We start from the raw sequence: 21,369 nt of genomic DNA on the forward strand, positions 1-21,369 counted from the left end.
AGACGCCGGCATGACCTCGACGCCCGAGCTCACCGCGGAGGAGAAGGCCCAGCTCGACGAGCTGTACGCGGCCTTCGACGCGGCGCACATGACTCCACTGTGGACACAGATCGGCGGCTTGATGCCGACCAGCCCGCGCCCGGACGCCGTGCCGGCGCTGTGGCAGTGGTCGACGCTGCTGCCCCTGGCCCAGCGCGCGGGCGAACTGGTCCCAGTCGGCCGCGGCGGTGAGCGCCGGGCGATCGCGCTGCGCAACCCGGGCCTGCCCGGCACGCCGTACGCGACACCGACGTTGTGGGCCGCGATCCAGTACCTCGGCCCGCGCGAAGAGGCGCCCGCCCACCGGCACACCCAGACCGCGTTCCGGTTCGTGGTCGAGGGCGAGGGCGTATGGACCAATGTGGAGGGTGACGCGGTCGCGATGCGCCGCGGCGATCTGCTGCTCACCCCGGGCATGCACTTCCACGAGCACCACAACACCACCGGCGAGCCCATGGCGTGGATCGACGGGCTCGACATCCCGCTGGTCCGCTACCTCGACGCCGGCTTCTTCGAGTTCGGCCCCGATGTGCTGTCCACCAAGGAAACCACGGCCGTCTCCCGCAACGAGCGCCTCTGGGCCCACCCCGGCCTCACGCCCGTCGGCGCACCGGCCCCCAAGGCGTCTCCCCTGATGGCCTACCGCTGGGAGCACACCGACGCGGCCCTGCGCGCCCAGCTGGAACTCGAGGACGAGGGCCACCCCGGTGTCGTCGAGCCCGGTCACGCGGTGGTCCGCTTCACCAACCCCGCCACCGCCGGCGACTGCCTGTCGACCATGCGCTGCGAAATGCACCGCCTGCGCCCGGGCGCTTCGACCGCGGCGGTCCGCACGGCGGGATCGGCCGTGTGGCAGGTGTTCGACGGGTCGGGTGAGGTCCGCGTCGGCGCCGAGACCTACCCCGTCGGCAAGGGTGACCTGTTCGCCGTCCCGTCGTGGGTGCCGCTGTCCTTCCGCACCGAATCGGGACTCGACGCGTTCCGGTTCTCCGACGACCCCGTGTTCGAGGCCCTCGGCCTCTCCCGCACCGCCCGTGAGGAGGCTTCCGCGTGAAGCTCGCGACCATCCGCACCCCGACCGGCACCACGGCCGTCCGGGTCGACGACGACGCCGCCGTCGAGCTCGGCGCCCCCGACCTTGGCGAGTTCCTCGCCCGGCCCGGGTGGAAAACGGCCGCCGAGCAGGCGAACGGGCCGCGGCACGACCTGGCGACGCTCGACTACGCACCGCTCGTGCCGCGGCCGGAGAAGATCTTCTGCGTCGGGCTGAACTACCGCACCCACATCCTCGAGATGGGCCGCGAGCTGCCCGAGTACCCGACGCTGTTCGCGAAGTTCTCCCGCGCGCTCGTGGGCGCCCACGACCCGGTGGTCCTGCCTGCGGGCTCCACCGAGGTCGACTGGGAAGCCGAGCTCGGCGTCGTCATCGGCGCCGAGGTCCGCCACGCCACGCCCGAGCAGGCGGCGGCCGCGATCTCCGGCTACACCGTCGTCAACGACGTGACCGCCCGCGACTTCCAGTACCGGTCGGTGGAATGGTTGCAGGGCAAGACCTTCGAACGCAGCACGCCCGTCGGGCCGTGGCTGGTGACCGACGCCCAGCCCGGTGAGATCACCTGCGTCGTCGACGGAGACGTCATGCAGAAAGCCGACACCGGCGATCTGGTGTTCAGCCCCGCCGACCTCGTCGCCTACCTCTCGCAGCTCATCACCCTCGTGCCCGGCGACCTCATCGCCACCGGCACGCCCGGCGGTGTCGGCCACGCCCGCAAACCACCGCGCTACCTCGGCGAAGGTGCCGAGCTGGTGACGCGCGTCGAGGGCGTCGGCGAGCTGCGCAACACCACGGTCAAGGAGTCCTGATGCGCGTCGCCGTCGCGGGAGGCGGCCCCGGTGGGCTGTTCTTCGCCACGCTGGTCCGGCGGGCCGACCCGTCGGTCGAGGTCACCGTGTTCGAGCGCAACCGGGCCGACGACACGTTCGGGTTCGGCGTGGTGTTCTCCGACCGGACGCTGGCCGGGATCCACGAGGCCGACCCGGTGCTGCGTGAGGCGCTGGCCGAACACGGCCGGCACTGGGACGAGATCGAAGTGCGGCTCAAGGGCGAACGGATCCGCTGCGGCGGCAACGGAATGGCCTCGATCGTCCGCAAGACGCTGCTGGCGCTGATGCAGGCCCGAGCCCGGGACGCGGGTGCGGACCTGCGCTTCTCCACCGAGGTCGCGCTGGAGGATCTCACCGGCTACGACCTGGTCGTCGCGGCCGACGGCACCGGTTCGCGCATCCGCGAGCAGCTCGACCGCCAGGGCTACGGCGACCTGGACACCGACGTGGAGACCGCGACGGCGAAGTTCATCTGGTTCGGCACCGACTACCTGTTCGACGGGCTGACCTTCGTGCACGAACGCAGCGAAGACGGCGTTTTCGCGGTGCATGGCTACCCGATCTCCGACGAGGTCTCGACGTTCATCGTCGAAACCGACGAACCGTCCTGGCGGCGCGCCGGCCTCGACGAGTTCGACCCGGCACAGCCGCCGGGCGTGAGCGACCTGGTGTCGAAGAACTACCTCGAAAAGCTGTTCGCCGACCAGATCGACGGGCACCGGCTGCTCACCAACAACTCCCGCTGGGGCAGCTTCCGCACCCGCCGCACCCGCGGGTGGCACACGCTCGCCCCGCGCCCCGTGGTCCTGCTGGGCGACGCCGTGCACACGGCGCACTTCTCCGTGGGTTCCGGCACGAAGATGGCGATGGAGGACGCGATGGCGCTGGCGGGCGCGCTGGCCGAGCACCCGGACGACCTGGCCGCCGCGCTCGCCGGCTACGAGGAAGCCGCGCAGCCGTCGGTGCGCCGGATCCAGGACTCCGCGCGCCCGAGCCTGTCCTGGTGGGAGCACTTCGGCCAGTACTACGACGTGTTCGAGCCGTGGCAGTTCGCGTACCACTTCCTCTCCCGCAGCATCACCGACGCGCGCCTCGCCCGGCGCGCCCCGGACTTCGTCGCCGCCACGCACCGCGGCTGGGAACGCGAGCACGGCGCCGAACCCCTCGACACACCGTTCTCGGCCGGCGACTGGTCGGTGCCGGGCCGGCTCGTCGAGGTCGAGCTCGCGGCGGACGGCACACCGGTTCGCGCCGCCGGCCTGCCGCTGTCGGCCACGCCGCGGTCCGGCCCGTGGGGCGCGGTCCTCGCCGCGCCCGACCGCGAAGCCGGCCTGCCCGCGGCGTACGACTCCCTGACCCGCCTGGCGGGTGCGGCGCTGGTCGCGGTCCACGGCGGGACGGCGCTGACGCGGCTGCTGGTGTGCGAGCGGGCCCGCATGGTCGAAGGGATCCCGGCGCTGCTGGTCGATCCCGGGCTCGACCGCGATCAGGCGCTCACCACAGTGCTGTCCGGCCGCGCCGACCTGGTCGGTGGTGTCGCGTGAGCGGCCCCGGAGCCGGGCTGAGCCCGCTGTTCGCGCCGCGCGGCATCGCCGTCGTGGGGGCGTCGCGGTCGCCCGGCAAGCTCGGCGCGACGCTGGCGCGGTCGCTGGCTCCGTTCGCGGCCCGCGGCGGGCACCTCGCGCTGGTCAACAGCCGCGACGAGACGATGCACCCGACGGTCCGCGCCGCGGCCGACGCCGGCCCGGTCGACCTCGTGATGATCTGCGTTCCCGCGGCGGCCTGCGCCGACGTGGTCGCCGACGCCGCGGAAGCGGGTGTCCGCGCGGCGGTCGTGTGCGGTGGCGGGTTCGCCGAGGCCGGCGGGCCGGGAATCGAGTACCAGCAGCGGATCGCGAAGATCGTGACCGAAACCGGCATCCGGGTGCTGGGTCCCAACACCAGTGGTTTCCTCGCGCCGCACGCGGGCGTGACGGCGAGCTTCGTGCCGGGCGTCGCGGGCGTGCGGCCCGGCCGGGTGGCCGTGGTCGCCGCCAGCGGCGGGGTCAACCACGCCGTGTCGTTCCTGCTGACCGAGGCCGGCCACGGCGTCAGCCTCGCCGTCGGCCTCGGCAACGGCGTGGACGTGAGCGCCCCCGACGTGCTGGAGCACCTCGCCGACGACGAGCACACCGGCGCGATCGCCCTGCACGTCGAGTCGGTCGCCGACGGGCCCCGGCTGGTCGACGCCGTCCGGCGGGTGACGCCGCGGCGTCCGGTGGTGGCGCTGGTGGTGGGGCGCAACGACATCGGCGCCTTCGCCGCCTCGCACACCGGCGCGCTCGCCACGTCCTGGCGGACCACCCGCGCCGCGCTCGCGCAGGCCGGTGCCGTGCTCGTCGACGACGAACGGGAGCTCGTCGACGCCGTCGGCGCGCTGTCGGTCGTTCGGGCCCGCCCCGCCGCGGACCCCGGCGTCGGCGTGGTCACCGCCCAGGCCGGCCCGGGCCTGCTGCTGCTCGACGACCTGCGCGGACGCGGCGCCCGCATCCCCGAACTGGCGCCCGCGACCCAGCAGCGGCTGAGCGAACTGCTGCCCCCGTTGACGTTCCAGCGCAATCCCGTCGACACCGGCCGCCCCGGCCCGGAGCTGGGCGACATCCTCGCGACCGTGAGCGGCGACCCCGGCGTCGACGTGATCGCGGGCTACGCGCTGCACGAACCCGACGCGGTCGACCTCGTCGCCGCAGCCAAGGGGGGCCGTACTCCTGATGTACCGATGGTCCTCGGGGTCGGGGGCGCCGGCGACGCGGTGACCGCGGACCGGCGGGCCCTGCTCGACGCCGGGGTCGCGGTGGCGACCGACGCCCGCGGTGTCGCGGCCGCCACCGGCGCGCTGCTCGCCGACGCCCGCGCCCAGGCGCGTCCGGCCACCGGCGTCCTCGACCGCGAGGTGCCCACCGGCGTCGCCGGCGCCCACGACGAGCACCAGGCCAAGAACCTGCTCGACGCGCTGGGCATCACCACGATGCCGCGGCGCGCCTGCGCGAGCCGGGCGGAAGCGCGCGCGGCGCTCGACGAGCTCGGCGGCGCGGTCGCGGTGAAGATCCTCGACGCCGCGGTCCTGCACAAGACCGAGATCGGCGGGGTCCACCTCGGCGTGAAAACGCCCGAGGAGCTGGAGGCCGCGCTCGACGCGCTCGACGCCGCCGGCGCCCGTCGCTACCTCGTCGAAGCGATGGCACCGTCCGGTGTGGACCTCGTGCTCGGCGTGCGGCGCGATCCGGTGTTCGGCCCGGTCGCCGTGCTCGGGCTCGGCGGGACGACCGCCGAGGCCCTGGCCGACGTCGCCGTGCGGCTCGCGCCGCTGTCCCCCGACGAGGCCGCCGGCATGGCCGACGAGCTGGCCGGGCGCGCTCTGCTGCACAGCTGGCGCGGTGGTCCCGCCGTCGACCCGGCCGATCTGGGACAGGTGGTCGCGGCCGTGGGCGCGGTCCTCGTCGCCAACCCCGGGATCGACGAACTCGAGATCAACCCCTTGCGGCTGACCCGCGACGGCCTCGTCGCGCTGGACGCCGTGCTCATCGGCAAGGAGGCCGGCGATGCCCAGCCCGATCAGTGACCACACCGTGCCCTGGCCCGCCGCCGACGCCGACCGGTACGTCGCGGCCGGGTACTGGGCCGGGGTCCCGCTCGGCGAGCTCCTGCGCGAGGCCGCCGGGCGAGCCCCGGATGCTCCCGCGCTGATCGACGCGGCCGACGGCACCCGCCTCACCCACGCGCAGCTCGACGAGCGCGCCGCCGCGGCGGCCGTCCGGCTGCTCGACCTCGGCCTGGCTCCGGGCCACCGGATGATCGTGCAGCTGGGCAACGGCTGGGAGTTCGTGGTGCTCACGCTCGCCTGCCTGCGCGCCGGGATCGTGCCGGTGATGGCGCTGACCGCGCACCGGCGCACCGAGCTCGCCTACCTCGCCCGCCACGCCGAAGCCACCGCCATCGCCGTGCCCGACCGGCTGCGCGAGTTCGACCACCAGGCGCTCGCGCACGAACTCGCCCCGGCCGTGCAGGACGTGACCGGCGAAGCCTGGCACGTCCTGGTCGCGGGCGACGAGATCACGCCCGGGAGCGTCGACCTGCGCGCGCTTTGCGGCCCTGCCGTCGATCCCGCCGCCGACCGGGCGCGGCTCGACCCGCTGTGCCCGGACAGCCGGGACGTCGCCGTGTTCCTGCTCTCCGGCGGAACCACGGGGCTGCCGAAGCTGATCGCCCGGACGCACGACGACTACGCCTACAACGCGCGCGCCTCGGCCGAGCTCACCGGGTTCGGCCCGGACACCGGCTACCTCGTCAGCCTGCCCGCGGGGCACAACTTCCCGTTGGCCTGTCCCGGGATCCTCGGCGCGCTCCTCGCCGGCGGGCGCGTGGTCATGCTGCCCTCGCCCGAACCGGTGCGGGCCTTCGCCACCATCGCCGCCGAAGGCGTCACGCACACCGCGGTCGTGCCCGCCGTGGCCGCCCGCTGGCTCGAACACGCCACGGAACACGGCGCCGGCGAACTGGCGAGCCTGCGCGTGCTGCAGGTCGGCGGGGCGCGGCTGGCCGACAACCTGGCCCGCCGGATCACGCCCGCCCTCGGCGCGACCCTGCAGCAGGTGTTCGGCATGGCCGAGGGCCTGCTCAACTACACCCGCGTCGACGACAGCGCCGAGGTCATCTGCACCACCCAGGGCCGGCCCCTGTCCCCCGCCGACGAGGTCCGCCTGGTCGACGAGCTCGACGCCGACGTGGCACCCGGCGAACCCGGCTCGCTGCTCACCCGCGGCCCCTACACCCCGCGCGGCTACTACCGGGCCGCCGAGCAGAACGCCCGCGCGTTCACCGCCGACGGCTGGTACCGCTCCGGCGACATCTGCCGCATGACGGCCGACGGTTCCCTGATCGTCGAGGGCCGGGACAAGGACATGATCAACCGCGGCGGGGAGAAGATCTCCGCCGAAGAAGTCGAGAACCTCGTCTACCAGCTGCCCGCCGTGCGCCAGGTCGCCGCCGTCGCCATGCCCGACGAGGTACTCGGCGAACGCGTGTGCCTCTACGTCGTGGCCAAACCCGGCACGAGCGTGACCCTCGAGCAGATCCGCGCGGCGATGGAGGACATCGGCGTCGCCCGGTTCAAGCTGCCCGAGCACCTCGTCCTCGTCGACGAGCTCACCGCCACCAAGGTCGGCAAGATTGACAAGAAAGCGCTGCGCGCGGACCTCGCCCAGCGCCTCGGCCAGGGAACCCCGGCGTGACCGGCCGGCACGACCTGGCGGCGACACTGCCCTGGCTGCACGAAGGCACCGCCCACCTGCTGCGCACCGCCGCCGGCCTCGACGACGACGCCCTCCGCGGCGCCAGCCGGCTCCCCGGCTGGACCCGCGCCCACGTCCTCGGCCACGTCGCCCGCAACGCCGAAGCCCTCACCCGCCTGGCGACCTGGGCCCGCACCGGCGTCGAAACCCCGATGTACCCCGACCCCGCCCGGCGAGCCGCCGAAATCGAGGAATCGGCTCGCCGGGCACCCGCCACCCTGCGCGCGGAGCTGGAGTCCACTTCGGACACTCTTGCTTCGGCACTCGGGGCGCTCACCCCCGAAGGGTGGCAAGCGCGGGTGCGCAGCGCCCTCGGCCGTGACATCCCTGCCGCCGAGATCCCGTGGATCCGCATCCGGGAAGTCTGGCTGCACCCCGTCGACCTCGGGACCGGAGCGGCCGTCACCGACCTGCCCGCCGGCGTCGTCGACCTCCTGCTCGACGACGTCACCGCCGCGCTGTCCCGAAAGGACGGTTGCCCTTCCGTCACGCTCGCCCCCACCGATCGGCCCACGACGTGGTCCCTCGGCGCACCACCCCGGGCGCGCCGAGTCGACGCACCGGCGGCCGACCTCGTCGGCTGGCTCACCGGGCGTGTCTCCCATCCCGAGTGGCCCGCACTGCCCGGCTGGCTGTGAACGATGCCGGACTCAGCCGGGCTTGCGGGCGAGGTCGCAGGCGAAGCTCACGGTCTCGGTGAACACACCGCCGTCGTTGTGTGGGCTGAGGCTGGCCGCGAGGTCGGCATCGAACGCGGCGGCCCGGACGCCGATGACCGCGGGCGGGAGGAACGAGGTGGAGCGGATGTGGCCGGAGAGTTCGGCCAGGCTCCAGTGGTGCTCGGCCGTGAATTCCGCGCGGCCGCAGACCTCGAACCCGGCTGCGGACAGCACTTCCGGATCGGGTCGGTGCGCTCCGTCCGCGCCTTCGGGAACCCTGTGCTCGGCACCGAGCTCCCGCTGCCATCGGGCCAGGGTGGCCGCGAGTGATCGCTGCCAGTCTTCCCCGCCCGCCCAGGGCGCGGAAGACCAGCACAACGCGAGGTACCCGCCGGGAACGAGCCAGTGGAGTATCCGGCGGGCGACGATTTCGCGCTCCAGCCGGTGGAAGGCGTTGCCGACGACGGCCAGCTCGAAGGAGTCCGGCTGTGCGGTGAGCGTCTCGGCGCCGGCGACGATAGGCCGAAGATCCCGCACGCCCCGGTCAGCCGCCTTGACGCGAACGGTCTCGATCATGTCCCGTTCCTGGTCCACGGCCCATACTTCCGCGAAGTGCGGGCTGAGCGGGAAGGCGAGCTGGCCGGTCCCGCAGGCCAGATCCAGCAGGCGTCCGTGCCCGGAGAGATGGGTGCCGGCCACCAGATGGGCGAGCAGGGAAGCCGGATACGGCAGCCGGTAGCGGTCGTAGTACTCGGCGGTGCCGTGGTAGAGGTCTGTTGCGAAGTGCGCTTCGTTGCTCACCGGGCCTGGCCCTTTCGTCGGCTTCGGCCCAGGTTAGTGCTCGCTGCCGCGGATGCGCTCGAGTGCGCCCGCGCCCGTCGGCGGGGAGCGAGGAGCGAGGACTAGGACAGCAGCAGGTTGGCCGCGATGATCACGCCGAGCCGCTTGAAGCTGTCGAGGTGGTCGCGTCGCAACAGGCCGAAGGCGTGCTCGTAGCTCCAGCGGCGTTCGTCCAAAGGGGACGCTTCGTGGGCGGCTTCCATCCATACCGGCAATCTTGCGATCGTCACCGCTGCACGGTCTCGGCGCGCGGCACCGTCGCGGGGCGTGGATCGCGTTGTAGGTTGGCTCCGCGGCCACCCGAAGCACCGGAGCGGACAATGGATGACGGGCTCACGTTCCACCACAGCCGGATGACGGACGCCCTGAGCCAGCTCATCCGGCTCGCGCACCTGCACGGCAGCGTCGACCTCCGCTGTCTGATGGCGGGGCAGTTCATGGTGGACCACGAGGCCGCCGAGCCGGGGGAAGTGCCGTTCTACCTCGTGCTGGACGGACGCTGCGCGGTGACCACGGATTCGGCCACCGTCACCCTGTCGACCGGCGACCTGCTCCTGGTCTCGCGCGGCGAGGCCCACCAGGTCACGGCACCGTCGGGACGCAAGTTCCGGTTCAGCGACGAGTCGGGGCCGATGTTCACGACCCGGCGGACGGTCGGCGTGAAGCCGGATCTGGACCTGTTCTGCGGGCATTACCATTTCGACACCGCGGCGGGCGAGTTGCTGTTCCGTCTGCTTCCGGCGCTGGTGCACGTCACGCCGGATACCGCAGCGACGACACTTGCCGATCTTCTGCGCGACGAAGCCCGTTTCGCCGGCCCGGGGAGCGCCGCCGTGGTGTCGGCGCTGTGCGATGCGATGCTGGCCATGGGTTTGCGCAGCCGACCCGAACAGCGCCTGGACACGCCCGCGTTGTGGACCGCCCTCGGCGACGAGGCGCTGGGGAAGGTGGTCTCGGGAATCGTCGAGCGGCCGGGGGACTCCTGGACGATCGAACGGATGGCGGAGACGGCGTCCATGTCACGCTCGACCTTCCTGCGCCGGTTCACCGCTCGCACCGGCACCACCGCCGCCACCCTGCTCACCACGATCCGCATGATGGTCGCCGCCGACCTGCTGACGAACTCCGACCGCTCGATGTCCCGCATCGCCGGCGACGTCGGATACAGTTCGGAATCCGCGTTCTCGCAAGCGTTTCGCGCCACCGTGGGCCTGTCGCCCGCCCAGTACCGGAAGAACGCGGTTCACCACGAGTGACGGCCCGCACGGTCGTGAACCACTCCCGTGGCCGAGGTGGAACACCCTCACCTCGGCCACGGGAGCCGGGAAAATCACCGATGGAGCCGGAACCTCGGTCAGGCCTGGAAGAACTCCAGCAGGTCGGCGTTGATGACGTCGGCGTGGACGGTCGGCATGCCGTGCGGGTAACCCGGGTAGATCTTCAGCGTCCCGTTCTTGACCAGCTTCACCGACAGCAGGGCCGCGTCCTCGTACGGGACGACCTGGTCGTCGTCTCCGTGCCCGATGAAGATGGGCACGGTGATCTTCTTCAGGTCCTCGGTCTGGTCGGTCTGGGAGAACGCGACGATGCCGTCGTAATGGGCGTTCGCGGCACCGTTCATGCCCTGGCGCCACCAGTTCTGGATGATCGCTTCGGACGGTTCGGCACCGGGCCGGTTGTAGCCGTAGAACGGGCCCGAAGCGACCGCGCGGTAGAATTCCGAGCGATTCGCGAACAGCTGCGCCTGCAAATCGTCGAACACGCTCTTCGGCAGACCACCCGGGTTGGCTTCCGTCTTCAGCATCAGCGGCGGAATGGCGTTGAGAATCGCGGCCTTCTCGACCCGGGACTCACCGTGCCGGCCGAGGTAGCGCACGACCTCGCCACCGCCGGTCGAGTGTCCGACGTGGATCGCGTTGCGCAGGTCGAGGTGGGCGGTCAACGCCGCCAGGTCGTCCGCGTAGTGGTCCAGGTCGTGCCCGTCGCCGACCTGCGACGAGCGGCCGTGACCGCGCCGGTCGTGGGCGATGACGCGATAGCCGTGCTGCAGGAAGAACAGCATCTGGGTGTCCCAGTCGTCCGACGACAGCGGCCAGCCGTGGCTGAACACGATGGGCTGCCCGGTCCCCCAGTCCTTGTAGAAGATCTCGACACCGTCGGCGGTGGTGATCGTCGGCATGGTGTGCTCCCTATCCTTCGACGCGAGACGGGCAGGCCCGTCGACTCTCGACAACTCTTGCGGCGCCCCGGCGGGCGAGGGACCGTCAAATGACTGGTCCGTCGACGGTCTCGAACCATCGATATCCGGCCTTAATGGACACCGCGGCGGTCAACGGCGCCGGGACCGGCCGAGCACGGCCGGCAGTACCTTTTCGGCCAGCAGCACCCACGCCTGGTAGAAGCTCAGCCCCTCGCTCACGCCGACCCGCCTTCACCGGTGCGGCGCGATGAACTCCCCGATGAACCCGTCGACCTGTGCGCCGCCCCGACGACGACGAACCGGCCGCCGACGGCCGGCCGGCCGGATTCGCGCGACAACTGTCACAGGACTGGCTTGTCCCGCCCCTGCCGCGCATCGTATGCGGTCAGGGCGTCCCGCAACGCGGCCCGAGAATTGATGCCCAGCTTGGGGAAGATCTTGTACAGGTGATCGGCCACCGTTCGGTGCGAGATGAACAACCTCTGGCCGATCTGCCGGTTGGTCAACCCCGCACCCGCCAGCTCGGCGATCTCGCGGTCCTGCGGGGTCAGCGTCGCCGAGACGTCCGGCGAGGAATGCCGCAGCAGGTCCGTGGCCCGGAGCTCGACGTCCGCCCGCGCACGCCACGGGACCGCGCCCAGCTGGGAGAACGCGTTGCGCGCCAACGCCAGCTGCTCGCGAGCCGCGTTCGTGACGAACATCCGTCTCAGCCGTTCCCCGTAGGCGAGGCGCACGCGGGCCAGATCGAACGGCCACCGGTCGAGCTCCTCGCCGGACAACGCGGTCTCGAACCGCTGGCGCACGACGTCGTTCGCCGCGGTCATGGCCAGTACTCCGTCGGCCACCAGGCCCAGCCGGGGCGACAGCCGGTCCGGCCGGGCCCGGCGCAGCGCCTCGGCGTGCGCGGACGCCTCGGCGGTCAGCCCCAGGTCCAGGCTCGCCTCCACGAGGTCGAACGCCGACCACAAGGCGATGCCCCGATACGGCGCCAGCTCGCCCGCAGGGCTGACGCGCGCCGCGTGCCGGTAGGCGGCGTCGTGGTCGCCCGCCGCGAGGTCGGCCAAGGCCCGCGCCTGCGCCGCGAGGTGCGTGATCCCGCCGGCCTGGTGCGCCACGGCCCACCGCGCCATGTCGTCGGTCAGCTGCCGGGCCGCCGCCACCTCACCCCGCCCCGCGGCCACGAGCGCGCGCACCCAGTGGAAGGTCCAGGTGTGCACCCTGAGCCCATGCCGAGCGCAGAGCGCGATGCCCTCGTCCGCCGCTGAACACGCCTCGTCCCAGCGGCCCGTGAGGTACCCGTCGACCCCCGAGAGCACGAGCTCGCTCAACCGGCGCCGGACCGGTGCGCGGCCGGTCCCGCGGGATCGCGTGGATCGTTCGGACGACGACCGCAGGTGCGACAGCCGGTCCGTGAACACCGCGGCCGTGCCGATCCGGATGAGCCGGCCCGGGTCCTGGTCGGTGTCCGGGGCGCCGAGCAGCGTGTCGAGCGCGGCGAGGTCCGCGTCCGACGCGCGGGCGGGGTCGGCGAAGACCGATGCGTTCACGCGCAGCAGCGGCGGCGGCTCGGGCTTCACCTGGCGGACGAAGGCGTGGAACGTCTGCCATGCCTCTTCCGTTCCGACGTACCAGCTGATCACCATGAGGTTCAGCAGCGCCTCGAGCAGCGCCGGGTCGTCGGCGTCGAACCCGTGGTCACCCGCCTCGATCGCCCCGGCCAGGAGCCGGTGCGCGGTCGTGAGGTCGCCTTCGGTGTTGATCAGCAGGTGCGCCGCCGCAGCCGCCCCGGTCAGGGAGCGGGTCACCGGGGAACCGTGCCGCCGGGCGTCGTCGAGCAACCGGCCGGCGGTGGTCAGTTCGCCGAGCGCGTCCGCACCGAGGTAGGCGGCTTCGGCCAGCCGGCGGCTCCGGTCCGCAGGGTCGCCGCTGAGATCCGCGGCCCGGGTGAGCGCCGCGACCGCGCTCATCGCGTCCCCTTGGCCCAGCAGCGTCTTCGCCGACTCCTCCAGGTCGCGGGCGATACCCGGGTCCGGCCCCAGAGCGGACCCGGCCAGGTGCCGCACGCGGCGTTCGGGCACGTCGACGACGCTCGCGAGCGCGCCGTGGGCCCAGCGCCGATCGTGTTCTGACGACGCTTCGACCACCGCCGCGCCGATCAGCGGGTGCCGGAACCGGAGGCCGGCCGTGCTCACCTGCATGAGCCCGGACTCTTCCGCCGGTGCGAGATCGTCGAAGTCGCAGTCCGTACCGCCGGCCCGCCTCAGGCGCGCGACTTCGATCGCCCCGCCGAGCGTGAACAGCAGCATCATGAGCCGGCACCGCTGCGGCAGCTCGTGCACGCGCGACGAGAACAGCTCCCGCAGCCGGTCGGACAGCGGCAGGAACTCGGGCAGCGCGGTGAAGTCCTCACGCTGCTCCCGGTCGAGGGCCGCCGGCAGCTCCAGCAACGCCAGCGGATTTCCCGCCGCCTCGGTCAGCAACCGATGCCGGACCGCGGGAGCCAGCTCCGGGAAGTGACGGTCGAGCAGCGTGCGAGACGCCGCCGCCCGCAGCGGTGGCAACGTGAGCTCGGCGAGGCCGTTTCCCCGGAAGAACCCGCGTTCGGCCGACCGGCAGGCCGCGAGGAAGACGATCGGGCAGCCGACCAGCCGGCGGGCGACGAAGCTCAGGACCTCCGCGCTCGCGCGGTCCACCCAATGCACGTCGTCGACGACGATCAGGAGCGTCGCCTCGGCCGCCGCGGCTCTCAGCCAGAGCAAGGCCGCGTTCGACACCACCAGCCGATCCGGTGCCGGGCCGAGCTCGAACCCCAGCGCGTACCGCAGGGCCGCGCGGTGCGCGCCGTTGAGCGCGCCCATGTCGTCGCCCAGCGGGAGCAGGAGCTGGTTGAGCGCGGAGTAGCTCACCTCCGCCTCGAACTGCACTCCGGCAGCGCGCAGGACGCGCGTGCCACGCGCCTCTTCCCTCGCCGCGAACTCGTCGATCACGGCGCTCTTGCCGACGCCGGCTTCCCCCAGCACGAGCAGGGCCGCACCAGGCACCGCCGGACCGTCGACGAACCGGCGCAGCAGATCGAGCTCACCATCGCGACCGACGAGGGTCACCGGCCAGCGGCCCGGCGCCGAGGTGGACGTTCGGGAATCGAAGTTCTCCGGACCCGCGCCCCCTGTGAGCAATCCACTCCCTTTCCCACCACACCAAGACAAGAGAAATTTTCAGCGATCGGCGCGGCGGCCGTTCTCGCTGCGCGCCAGGCATCCACGCGACGCTCTGCATCCTCACGCGGGCGTCTCGCACCGCGTCATCCTCACGCCGATCAGGGTGGCCGAATACCCCGGATCGTTCCATTTTCCGTCAAAATAGTTCCACCTCCGGAGGGGTGTCCTCAGTGGCGGATCTTCGGCGGGGTGTACGGCTCGGCGGGCCGCGGCCAGCCGAGGACCGTGCGCACGGTGCGGCCGAGGACCCATTCCTTGTCCTCGGTGCCGAGGAGGTCGCTTTCGCGCAGCGCGAAGAGCTCGTCGGCCCAGCGGTGGTCGCCGGTGATCGCGGTGTAGTCGCTCGCCCACATGACCCGTTCGCGGCCGAAGGCGTTCAGGACCTGCAGCAGTTTGTCCGTCGCCGGCCCGAAGGGGTATTCGCCGGCGTGGAACAGCTCCGGCCCGTGCCCCCACTTGACGGCGACGTTCGGGAGGTCGGAAAGCCGCAGCACGTCCTGGAACTCGTCCTCGTTCGCGGGCATGCCGACGTGATCGAGGATGATCGTGGCGTCCGGGTGTTCCGTGGCGTACGGGCGCAGCATCGGCGCGTTGCGCGGGGTCATGGCGAAGACCGGCAGGCCGTGGTCGGCCGCCGCGTCGAAGACCGGGCGGAACGCGCCTTGTCCCAGTTCCTTGACGTCCTCGTCGGCGCGGGCGACGATCCGCACCGCCCGCGCGTGCGGGGCGTCGGCCACGGCCTTCACGCCGGCGGCCAGCTCGGGGTCGCGGTGGTGGATGCGCAGGAGGTAGGAGAAGCGCTCCGGATGGCGAAGGGCGGCCAGCTCGGCGCCGGGAGCCGTGGCGCGGAAGGCCCGTGCCTCGGGCAGGAGGATGCCCGGGTTACCGCGCCCGGTCGTTTCGTCGAAGCCCCAGAACTCGTCGATCACAGCGGCCTGAATGCCCAGGGAGTTCATGGCGGCGAGGGTCTCTTCGGCGTTCATCGTGAGGTGGAGGTGGATCTGGGAGTCCACAATGTCCATGGGGGAAAGTCCTTTCGGGATTCTTCGGCGGGTGCTGGTGATCAGCCCGCCTCGGCCGCCCACTGCCGGCGAAGGCGCTCCCGGTCGACGGGGTGTCCGGCGAAGTGGACCGCCGAGATCTTGCGGGTGGCGGCGATGTCCTCCAGCGGATTCGCGTCGAGGACGAGCAGGTCCGCGCGCTTGCCGACGTCGAGGGTGCCGCGGTCGGGCAGGCCCAGGACCTCGGCCGGCAGCTGGGTCGCCGACCGGGTCGCCTGGAGGGGCGCCATCCCGGCCAGCACCATCGACTCGATCTCGCGGTGCTCGGCAATGCCGAAGAACTGGGTGCGTGCTCCCGTGTCCGCGGACAGCAGAACGCGGACGCCGCCTTCGACGTAGGCCCGCAGGCTCGCCTCGAGAATCGCGTAGGAGCGCCGGCTCGCGGCGACGGACTCGGGCGGGAGCGCGGCGATCCGCGCACGGACCTCGGCCCGCGCCCGGGCCGACACGGTCTCGGTCAGCGCCGGTTCGTCCAGCCAGGCACTGTCGTCGTACGCGGTGCGCTGGATCCCCATGGAGGTGAAGGCGAAGACAGCGTCCTTCTGCAGCAAGCGGATGAGCTCGGCGTCGGGCCCCGGGTCGCGGACCATGTGGGCGATGCCGTTCACCCCCGCTTCGAGAACCCCCTTCGCGTCCGCCAGCTCGAAGATGTGCGCGATGGCGAGAAACCCGAGGCGGTGGGCTTCGCCGATGATCGCCGAATACACCTCCGGAGCGAGCTTCTCGCGCGTCCCCCAGCGGTCGTCGACCCAGAACTTGATCGCATCCGGACGTTTGCGCGCGAGCTCCCGGACCGTCGCCCGCGCTTCGTCCACAGTGGATACCTCGTGCACCACGTCCGTGGCGAAGTAAGGGCCGCCGTTGATTTCGCCCGGGGTCGGTGCCACGAGACCGGTGGCGGCGGTGAACAGCAGGGGCAGCTCGGGGTCGTCGAGCTCTCCCGACCGCTGCTGGTCCCGGAGGGTGATCTCCACGTCATCACGGTCGGTGCCGAGCGACTGGAAGACGCTGATTCCGTAGTAGGCGAGGCGGCGCAGGTGATCCAGCACGTTCTCGCGCGAGTAGTTGTCTTTTGGACACCGTGGCGTCTCGCAGGTAGCCGATGTGCCCGTGGGGGTTGACGATCGTGGGCATGACCGTTTTGCCGGCGAGGTCGACGCGGGTCACGTCGGGTGGGACGCGAAGTGACGGGCCGATCGCCGTGATCAAGCCGTCGTCGACGACGATGCCGGCGTTCTCGAGAACGGTCCGGCCGTCACCGGTGATGACGCGAGCGCCGTGAAAATGAACGGGGTCGGGCATGGCGAAGCCCCTCTGGTTGCCGAGCGGGGAAAGGACGAGGGCACGATCAGTCGAGCAGGCCGTACGCGCGCGCGTCCTCGCGGGCCCGTTCGATGCCGAGGAACCGGTCGAACTCGGGCAGGGTGCCCAGCTTCGGTTCGATGCTCGTCGTGGAGCCTTCGCGGGCCAGCGTCTCGAACGCGGTTCGCATGGCGCGGGCCGCGGCGAACGGGCCGAGTGCCCGTTACAGAACGACGTCCGCGCCCCACGCGCCCACTTCCGCGGCGCTGTACCCGGGGAAGTCGACGGTGAACACCGGCACCTCGGCCTTGGCCTTCAGCACCGACCAGTGCTGCTCGTCCAGCCGTCCGGCGATGAACACGCCGTCCGCACCGGCCTCCTGGTAGGCCAGCATGCGCTCGACCGCCTGAGCCGGGCCGTCCGCGGACGCGGCTCCTCGCTTCGAGGCGTCGGTGCGCCCGATGACCATGAAGTCCGCATCGGACCGGGCGTCGACCGCGGCCTTGATCTTGTCGACCGTCTGCCGCACGGTCTCCAGATCGGGGTCCGCTTTGAGATGCTTGCCGAAAACGTGGTCCTCGATGTGGGTCGCGGCTGCGCCGGCGCGTTCCAGCACTCGCACGGCATGGGCCACGTGCAGCGGATTGCCCCAGCCGCCCTCGCCGTCGACGATGATCGGCACTTCCACGAGCGGAGCCAGCCGGCGCACCTGGTCGGCCATGTCCTCCAGGCCGAGGTAGCCGATGTCGGGCACTCCGTACTTGGTGGCTCCGGTCGCGTAGCTGCCCACGTACGCGGCTTGGAAGCCGAGTTCGCGGACGAGCAGCGCGGAAATTCCGTCGTGGACACTCGGCACCGCAAGCGGTTTCGCCGCCGCGATCGCGTGCCGGAGGGTGTTCGCCATGGTGGATCCTTCGTGAGTTCGTGCGGGCGGCAGGGGCGGGGAGCCCGCCTACCGCCACGGAAGCACCTCGTGCTTGCGCACCAGAGCGCCGTAGTGGTCGGGATTCACCGGGCCCTGCGCCAGCTCCAGCAGAGCCACGGCCGCCTCGTCCGGGGTCGGCGCGCCGCTGACGTCCCACCACACCGACGAGATCCGGGTGTTGATCATCCCCGGGCACACGGCGCAGACGAGCACCCCGCGCGCCAGGTCGCCGTCCCGGCGCTGTGCGGCGAGGGTGCGGACCGCGGCGACCTGGCCGATCTTGGAGGGGATGTTGACGAACGCCGGCCACGCTCCCCCGAACGCGCTGCCGTCCCGCACCGCGTCACGCCACGCGGCCACCGCCGCGTCCACGTCGTCGAGCGTCGCGAGGTCGTCGAACTGCCGGTGCAGGACGGGAGCGAGGTACCGCAGGGTGCCGAGTGAGCTCGCGACGACGATCATCCGCCCGCCGTCGGGCAACCGCGGCGTGAACGCCCGCAGCACGCGCGTGGTGCCGAAGTTGTTGACCTGCGTGTAGTCGCCGACGATCGCGCGCGCGTCGTCGTCGGGCGTGACGGCCATGACCGCGTTGTTGAAGACGATGTCGACCCCGCCGTGCCGCTCGGTCAGGGCAGCCGCCAGCTCCTCGGCGCGGTGCGGGTCCGCCACGTCGAACAGTTCGGTCCTCACCTGCGCGCCGAGACCGCCGAGACCGCCGAGCTCGGCGGCGACCTTGTCGAGCCGCCCGCGGTCACGTCCGGTCGCGTAGACCACGTCGTCGGGGCCGAGGCGCTGGGCAAGGCCCTTCACCAGAGCCAGGCCCAAGCCCTGGGTCGCCCCGGTGACGAGTGCAACGCGCGGTCGGTCCGTCATGTTCTTCCTCCGGTCATCTCTTGCCGTGAACACCAGAATGCCGGGGAGAAATGCGTGCCGCACCCCGTTGTTTGGGTGTCTGTTGTGCTAGTGCCGCCGCTACCTGGGTAACGCGGCCAAATGCCCTGTGGGCGCGATCTCTGCCGTTTCTTCGGCAGGCAGGAAAACGATCAGTGACTGCTGCTCGTTCTGCGCGTCCATCAGTTTGAGGCAGTCCAGGTCGACGCGGCCGTGACGCGGGTGACGCAGTTCCTTTCGGGCCGGGGAGAACCCGCTCACGCTCTGCTCGGCCCACAGCTCACGAAACGTTTCGGACGCTTCTTCCAGGCCGTGAAGCAGTTCGCGGCCCCGCGGATCGTCCGGATGCCGCGCCAGCGCCACCCGCAGCCGGCCGGCCAGAGCGCGCGCCTCGGCCGCCCAGTCGACGAACAGCCCCGGCCCCCGGGCTTCGACGAAGGTCAGCCACAGGATGTTGCGTTCCCGTTCGGTCCGCTGGTCCAGCCCGCCGAGGAGCTCGGCGTACGCGTCGTTGTAGGCGAGCAAGTCCCACCAGGGGTTCACCACGTAGGCGGGCTTCGGGTGCAGCTCGCGCACCAGCCGGCTCAGGAGCGGGTCGACGCACCGCGGTTTCGGCGGAGCGGGCGGAAGGGCCAGCCCGGCCAGGGTGAACAGATGCGCCCGCTCCGACGGGGACAGCCGGAGGGCGCGGGCCAGGCTCTCGACCACCTGGTGACTGATGCTGATGTCCCGGCCCTGCTCGATCCAGGTGTACCAAGTGACGCTCAGGCTCGCCAGCTGCGCGAGTTCTTCCCGGCGCAGACCGGGTGTGCGCCGGCGCGGGCCCGGTGCGAAGCCGGCCGACGCCGGATCGGTGGCTTCGCGGCGGGCGCGCAGGAAGGCGCCGAGTTCGGTGCGCTGGACCAGTTCGGGCATGCGAAACCTCCCTTCCTGCGCTCGCGAGGACATCACCGTGTGGGCTGAGGAGGGCCCGCGGCACTCCACGGGTCGAGCGTAGGAGCCGTTGAGCCATGAGGCCAACGAGAGTTCGGCACACCCGGTATGCGGTCTTGTCATGGCTCGCGGAGGAACCGGGAACGGGCCGGCGTCAGGCGGGAAAGCCTTCGTCGATCGCGGCGGCGCGCAAGGCCGCGGCGAGCCGGGCGACGGGCTCAGGGGGACGCTGGGGCAGCCGGGCCAGCAGGATGCGCCGCCGTTCGGCCGGACCGCCGCGGACCGGAAGCACGCGCACCCCGGGTGGCGCCAGCTGCGCGAAGGTGGCGGGCATGGTGGTGATACCCAGGCCCGCGGCGACGAGGTGGAGCTTGGCCGGCCAGTCCCGTGCCGTGTGCGCGATCGCGGGGCGTTCGTCCAGTCCCGGCCAGACCCCGATCGCCCGCTCGTCACCCGGGTTCGCGATCCAGCGCTGGCCGCGCAGGTCGGCCACGTCGATGAACTCGGCGCGGGCCAGGGAATGCGTGCTGGGCACGGCAACGCTCAGGCTGCGTTCGACGAGCGGCTGAAGGTCGAGGGCGGGCGTTTCGCTGTCCGGCGGGCGAAACGGCGGCGCCGCGGCCGGCACGGCCAGGTCCAGCGTGCCGGCGCGCAACGCCCGCGCCAACGCCGGGGTGCCACCCTCGCGGGTGATCACCGTGATGGCGGGATCCGTCCGGCGCAGCGCGGCCAGCGCGCGCGGAACGAGCCACGCGCCGGCGCTCGCGAACCAGCCCAGCCGCACCGTGCCGTGCTCCTCGGGCAGGCCCGCCAGTTCCCGCGCGGCGGCGTCGACCTGGTCGATCGCCGCGGCCGCACGACGCACCACGATCCGGCCGGCGGGCGTGAGGCGAACCCCGTCGTGACGTCGTTCGAGCAACGGCAGTCCCGCCGCGCCCTCCAGCGACGCGATCTGCCGGGACACCGCGGACTGGGTGTAGCCCAGCGCGTGCGCGGCGGCGGTGAACGTGCCTCGCTCGGCCACCTCCCGCAACACCCGCAGGGAGGTGAGCGACGAGTCAGTGAAGGCCATCGTGGTCAGCCATACCGGCCACGCCCGCGGCCCGGGGTCACGACGGCGCGGGTGCGGCCACCCGGTGGACCTTCGGTTCCGCGGCCGCTGCGCTCATTCCGGCCGGGCACCGAGGAACTCGCGGTACTCCACGATCCGGCCGCTGCCGTCGATGCGGTGCAGGACGGTTGTCAGCACGTTCTTCCGGCGGGTCCCCGCGATCACGCTTTCGCTGTGGTTGCACACCGCGACCCACGGCCCGGCGAACATCCGCAGGTCCTCCCCCGTCGTGACCACCCGGACGTCCTTGAAGCGCTGGTGCCACCGGTCCCGGTGGGCCACCGCGTCCGCACCCGTCCACCGCCCCGCGGACGGCTCAGCCGGGTACTCGAACACGAAATCGTCCGCGTAGAGCGCGAGGTAGCCGTCCCACTCGCCGTCCGTCCAGGCGCGGGCGAACGCGTCCGCGATCGTTTCGAGTGCCTGACGATTCTCGCCACCGGCGTACTTCGTCATCTTCGCGACCTCTCTCCCCCGCTTGATTCCCGACCCTAAGCAGGGCCGCGGCGATTTCACCAGCGGTGAGGCTGGTGGTGATGAAACCACCATCGGTGCACGGATCCGCCTACGCTCGATTCCATGAGCGAGATCATCGATTCCGTGAGCACCCGGATCGAAGTGAAGAACATCGGCGAAGCCCTGCCGACCTACCAGTGCCTCGCCGGCGACAGCCCGGTGCGGGAATTGTCGTTCCCCGAATTCCGGCTCGCGGTCGTCGGCCCCTTCATGCTGTTCGAGGGCGACCCGGAAGTCCTGGCGGCGCACCGTCGCAATGCGACACTCCGGGTCCACGACCTCGACGCCGCCATCGCCGCCTTCACCAGCCGTGGCGGCGAGCTGGTGTCCCCGGTCGCCCCAGCCGCCGGCGGCCGCCGCGTGCACCTGAAGGACCGGGACGGCAACCTGTTCGAGTGCTTCGAGCCGGGCGCGGCATAGGCCTCCGGCACGCACCGGATGGGGTGGTCACTCCTCCTGG

19 protein-coding genes are annotated in these 21,369 nt (G+C 72.0%); 8 read left to right on the forward strand and 11 right to left on the reverse strand.

What is annotated here, in order from left to right; genetic code table 11:
- Positions 1–10 precede the first annotated feature (10 nt).
- The 6 genes from ACQPXB_RS33870 to ACQPXB_RS33895 are packed head-to-tail and all read left to right on the forward strand — an operon-like array spanning position 11 to position 7,891.
- On the forward strand, positions 11–1,093 hold the full coding sequence (locus ACQPXB_RS33870) for a cupin domain-containing protein (protein WP_432845746.1): 1,083 nt from the start codon (positions 11–13) through the stop codon (positions 1,091–1,093).
- Complete coding sequence (locus tag ACQPXB_RS33875) at positions 1,090–1,902, forward strand: fumarylacetoacetate hydrolase family protein (RefSeq protein ID WP_432845747.1); 813 nt, start codon at positions 1,090–1,092, stop codon at positions 1,900–1,902. Before ACQPXB_RS33870 ends, ACQPXB_RS33875 begins: the two co-directional genes overlap by 4 nt.
- On the forward strand, positions 1,902–3,467 hold the full coding sequence (locus tag ACQPXB_RS33880) for an FAD-dependent monooxygenase (protein ID WP_432845748.1): 1,566 nt from the start codon (positions 1,902–1,904) through the stop codon (positions 3,465–3,467). Before ACQPXB_RS33875 ends, ACQPXB_RS33880 begins: the two co-directional genes overlap by 1 nt.
- Positions 3,464–5,524 (forward strand): acetate--CoA ligase family protein, encoded by a 2,061-nt coding sequence (locus ACQPXB_RS33885; RefSeq protein WP_432845749.1) that lies wholly within the window; start codon positions 3,464–3,466, stop codon positions 5,522–5,524. The genes ACQPXB_RS33880 and ACQPXB_RS33885 overlap by 4 nt, the downstream gene beginning before the upstream one ends.
- The gene (locus ACQPXB_RS33890) at positions 5,505–7,193 is read left to right on the forward strand and encodes a (2,3-dihydroxybenzoyl)adenylate synthase (RefSeq protein WP_432845750.1); all 1,689 of its coding nucleotides are present in this window, start codon (positions 5,505–5,507) and stop codon (positions 7,191–7,193) included. Before ACQPXB_RS33885 ends, ACQPXB_RS33890 begins: the two co-directional genes overlap by 20 nt.
- Complete coding sequence (locus tag ACQPXB_RS33895) at positions 7,190–7,891, forward strand: maleylpyruvate isomerase family mycothiol-dependent enzyme (RefSeq protein ID WP_432845751.1); 702 nt, start codon at positions 7,190–7,192, stop codon at positions 7,889–7,891. Before ACQPXB_RS33890 ends, ACQPXB_RS33895 begins: the two co-directional genes overlap by 4 nt.
- A 12-nt stretch (positions 7,892–7,903) precedes the next feature.
- Here ACQPXB_RS33895 and ACQPXB_RS33900 read toward each other — a convergent pair whose 3' ends face one another.
- On the reverse strand, positions 7,904–8,713 hold the full coding sequence (locus tag ACQPXB_RS33900) for a class I SAM-dependent methyltransferase (RefSeq protein ID WP_432845752.1): 810 nt from the start codon (positions 8,711–8,713) through the stop codon (positions 7,904–7,906).
- A gap of 227 nt (positions 8,714–8,940) precedes the next feature.
- Between ACQPXB_RS33900 and ACQPXB_RS33905 the strand changes: the two genes are divergently transcribed.
- Entirely contained in the window at positions 8,941–10,008 is a 1,068-nt protein-coding gene (locus tag ACQPXB_RS33905) for a cupin domain-containing protein (protein ID WP_432845753.1), read from the forward strand.
- A 98-nt stretch (positions 10,009–10,106) separates the two neighbouring features.
- On the opposite strand, the gene ACQPXB_RS33910 is transcribed toward ACQPXB_RS33905, so the two are convergent.
- The 10 genes from ACQPXB_RS33910 to ACQPXB_RS33955 all read right to left on the reverse strand — a co-directional run bounded on the left by ACQPXB_RS33910 (position 10,107) and on the right by ACQPXB_RS33955 (position 20,849).
- Positions 10,107–10,931 (reverse strand): alpha/beta fold hydrolase, encoded by an 825-nt coding sequence (locus ACQPXB_RS33910; protein WP_432845754.1) that lies wholly within the window; start codon positions 10,929–10,931, stop codon positions 10,107–10,109.
- Between the two features lie 362 nt (positions 10,932–11,293).
- A complete protein-coding gene (locus tag ACQPXB_RS33915) occupies positions 11,294–14,056 on the reverse strand; it encodes an AAA family ATPase (RefSeq protein ID WP_432845755.1) in 2,763 nt (920 codons plus the stop codon).
- A gap of 281 nt (positions 14,057–14,337) precedes the next feature.
- On the reverse strand, positions 14,338–15,192 hold the full coding sequence (locus ACQPXB_RS33920) for an amidohydrolase family protein (protein ID WP_432845756.1): 855 nt from the start codon (positions 15,190–15,192) through the stop codon (positions 14,338–14,340).
- 41 nt (positions 15,193–15,233) lie between these two features.
- The gene (locus ACQPXB_RS33925; RefSeq protein ID WP_432845757.1) at positions 15,234–16,280 is read right to left on the reverse strand and encodes an amidohydrolase family protein; all 1,047 of its coding nucleotides are present in this window, start codon (positions 16,278–16,280) and stop codon (positions 15,234–15,236) included.
- A 299-nt stretch (positions 16,281–16,579) separates the two neighbouring features.
- Positions 16,580–16,723, reverse strand: coding sequence for a hypothetical protein (locus tag ACQPXB_RS33930; protein WP_432845758.1), 144 nt, complete (start codon positions 16,721–16,723; stop codon positions 16,580–16,582).
- 33 nt (positions 16,724–16,756) lie between these two features.
- Positions 16,757–17,437 carry an isocitrate lyase/PEP mutase family protein gene (locus tag ACQPXB_RS33935; protein WP_432845759.1) on the reverse strand — a complete coding sequence of 227 codons (681 nt, stop codon included), beginning with the start codon at positions 17,435–17,437 and terminating at the stop codon, positions 16,757–16,759.
- Between the two features lie 48 nt (positions 17,438–17,485).
- Positions 17,486–18,331 (reverse strand): SDR family NAD(P)-dependent oxidoreductase, encoded by an 846-nt coding sequence (locus ACQPXB_RS33940; RefSeq protein ID WP_432845760.1) that lies wholly within the window; start codon positions 18,329–18,331, stop codon positions 17,486–17,488.
- 99 nt (positions 18,332–18,430) lie between these two features.
- Entirely contained in the window at positions 18,431–19,264 is an 834-nt protein-coding gene (locus tag ACQPXB_RS33945; protein ID WP_432845761.1) for a helix-turn-helix transcriptional regulator, read from the reverse strand.
- A gap of 172 nt (positions 19,265–19,436) precedes the next feature.
- Positions 19,437–20,354, reverse strand: coding sequence for a LysR family transcriptional regulator (locus ACQPXB_RS33950; protein WP_432845762.1), 918 nt, complete (start codon positions 20,352–20,354; stop codon positions 19,437–19,439).
- A gap of 93 nt (positions 20,355–20,447) precedes the next feature.
- Positions 20,448–20,849, reverse strand: coding sequence for a nuclear transport factor 2 family protein (locus tag ACQPXB_RS33955; protein ID WP_432845763.1), 402 nt, complete (start codon positions 20,847–20,849; stop codon positions 20,448–20,450).
- A gap of 123 nt (positions 20,850–20,972) precedes the next feature.
- Between ACQPXB_RS33955 and ACQPXB_RS33960 the strand changes: the two genes are divergently transcribed.
- The gene (locus ACQPXB_RS33960) at positions 20,973–21,329 is read left to right on the forward strand and encodes a VOC family protein (RefSeq protein ID WP_366582668.1); all 357 of its coding nucleotides are present in this window, start codon (positions 20,973–20,975) and stop codon (positions 21,327–21,329) included.
- The last annotated feature ends 40 nt before the right edge of the window (positions 21,330–21,369 follow it).

This window comes from Amycolatopsis sp. CA-161197, assembly GCF_050942255.1.
Taxonomy (GTDB): domain Bacteria; phylum Actinomycetota; class Actinomycetes; order Mycobacteriales; family Pseudonocardiaceae; genus Amycolatopsis.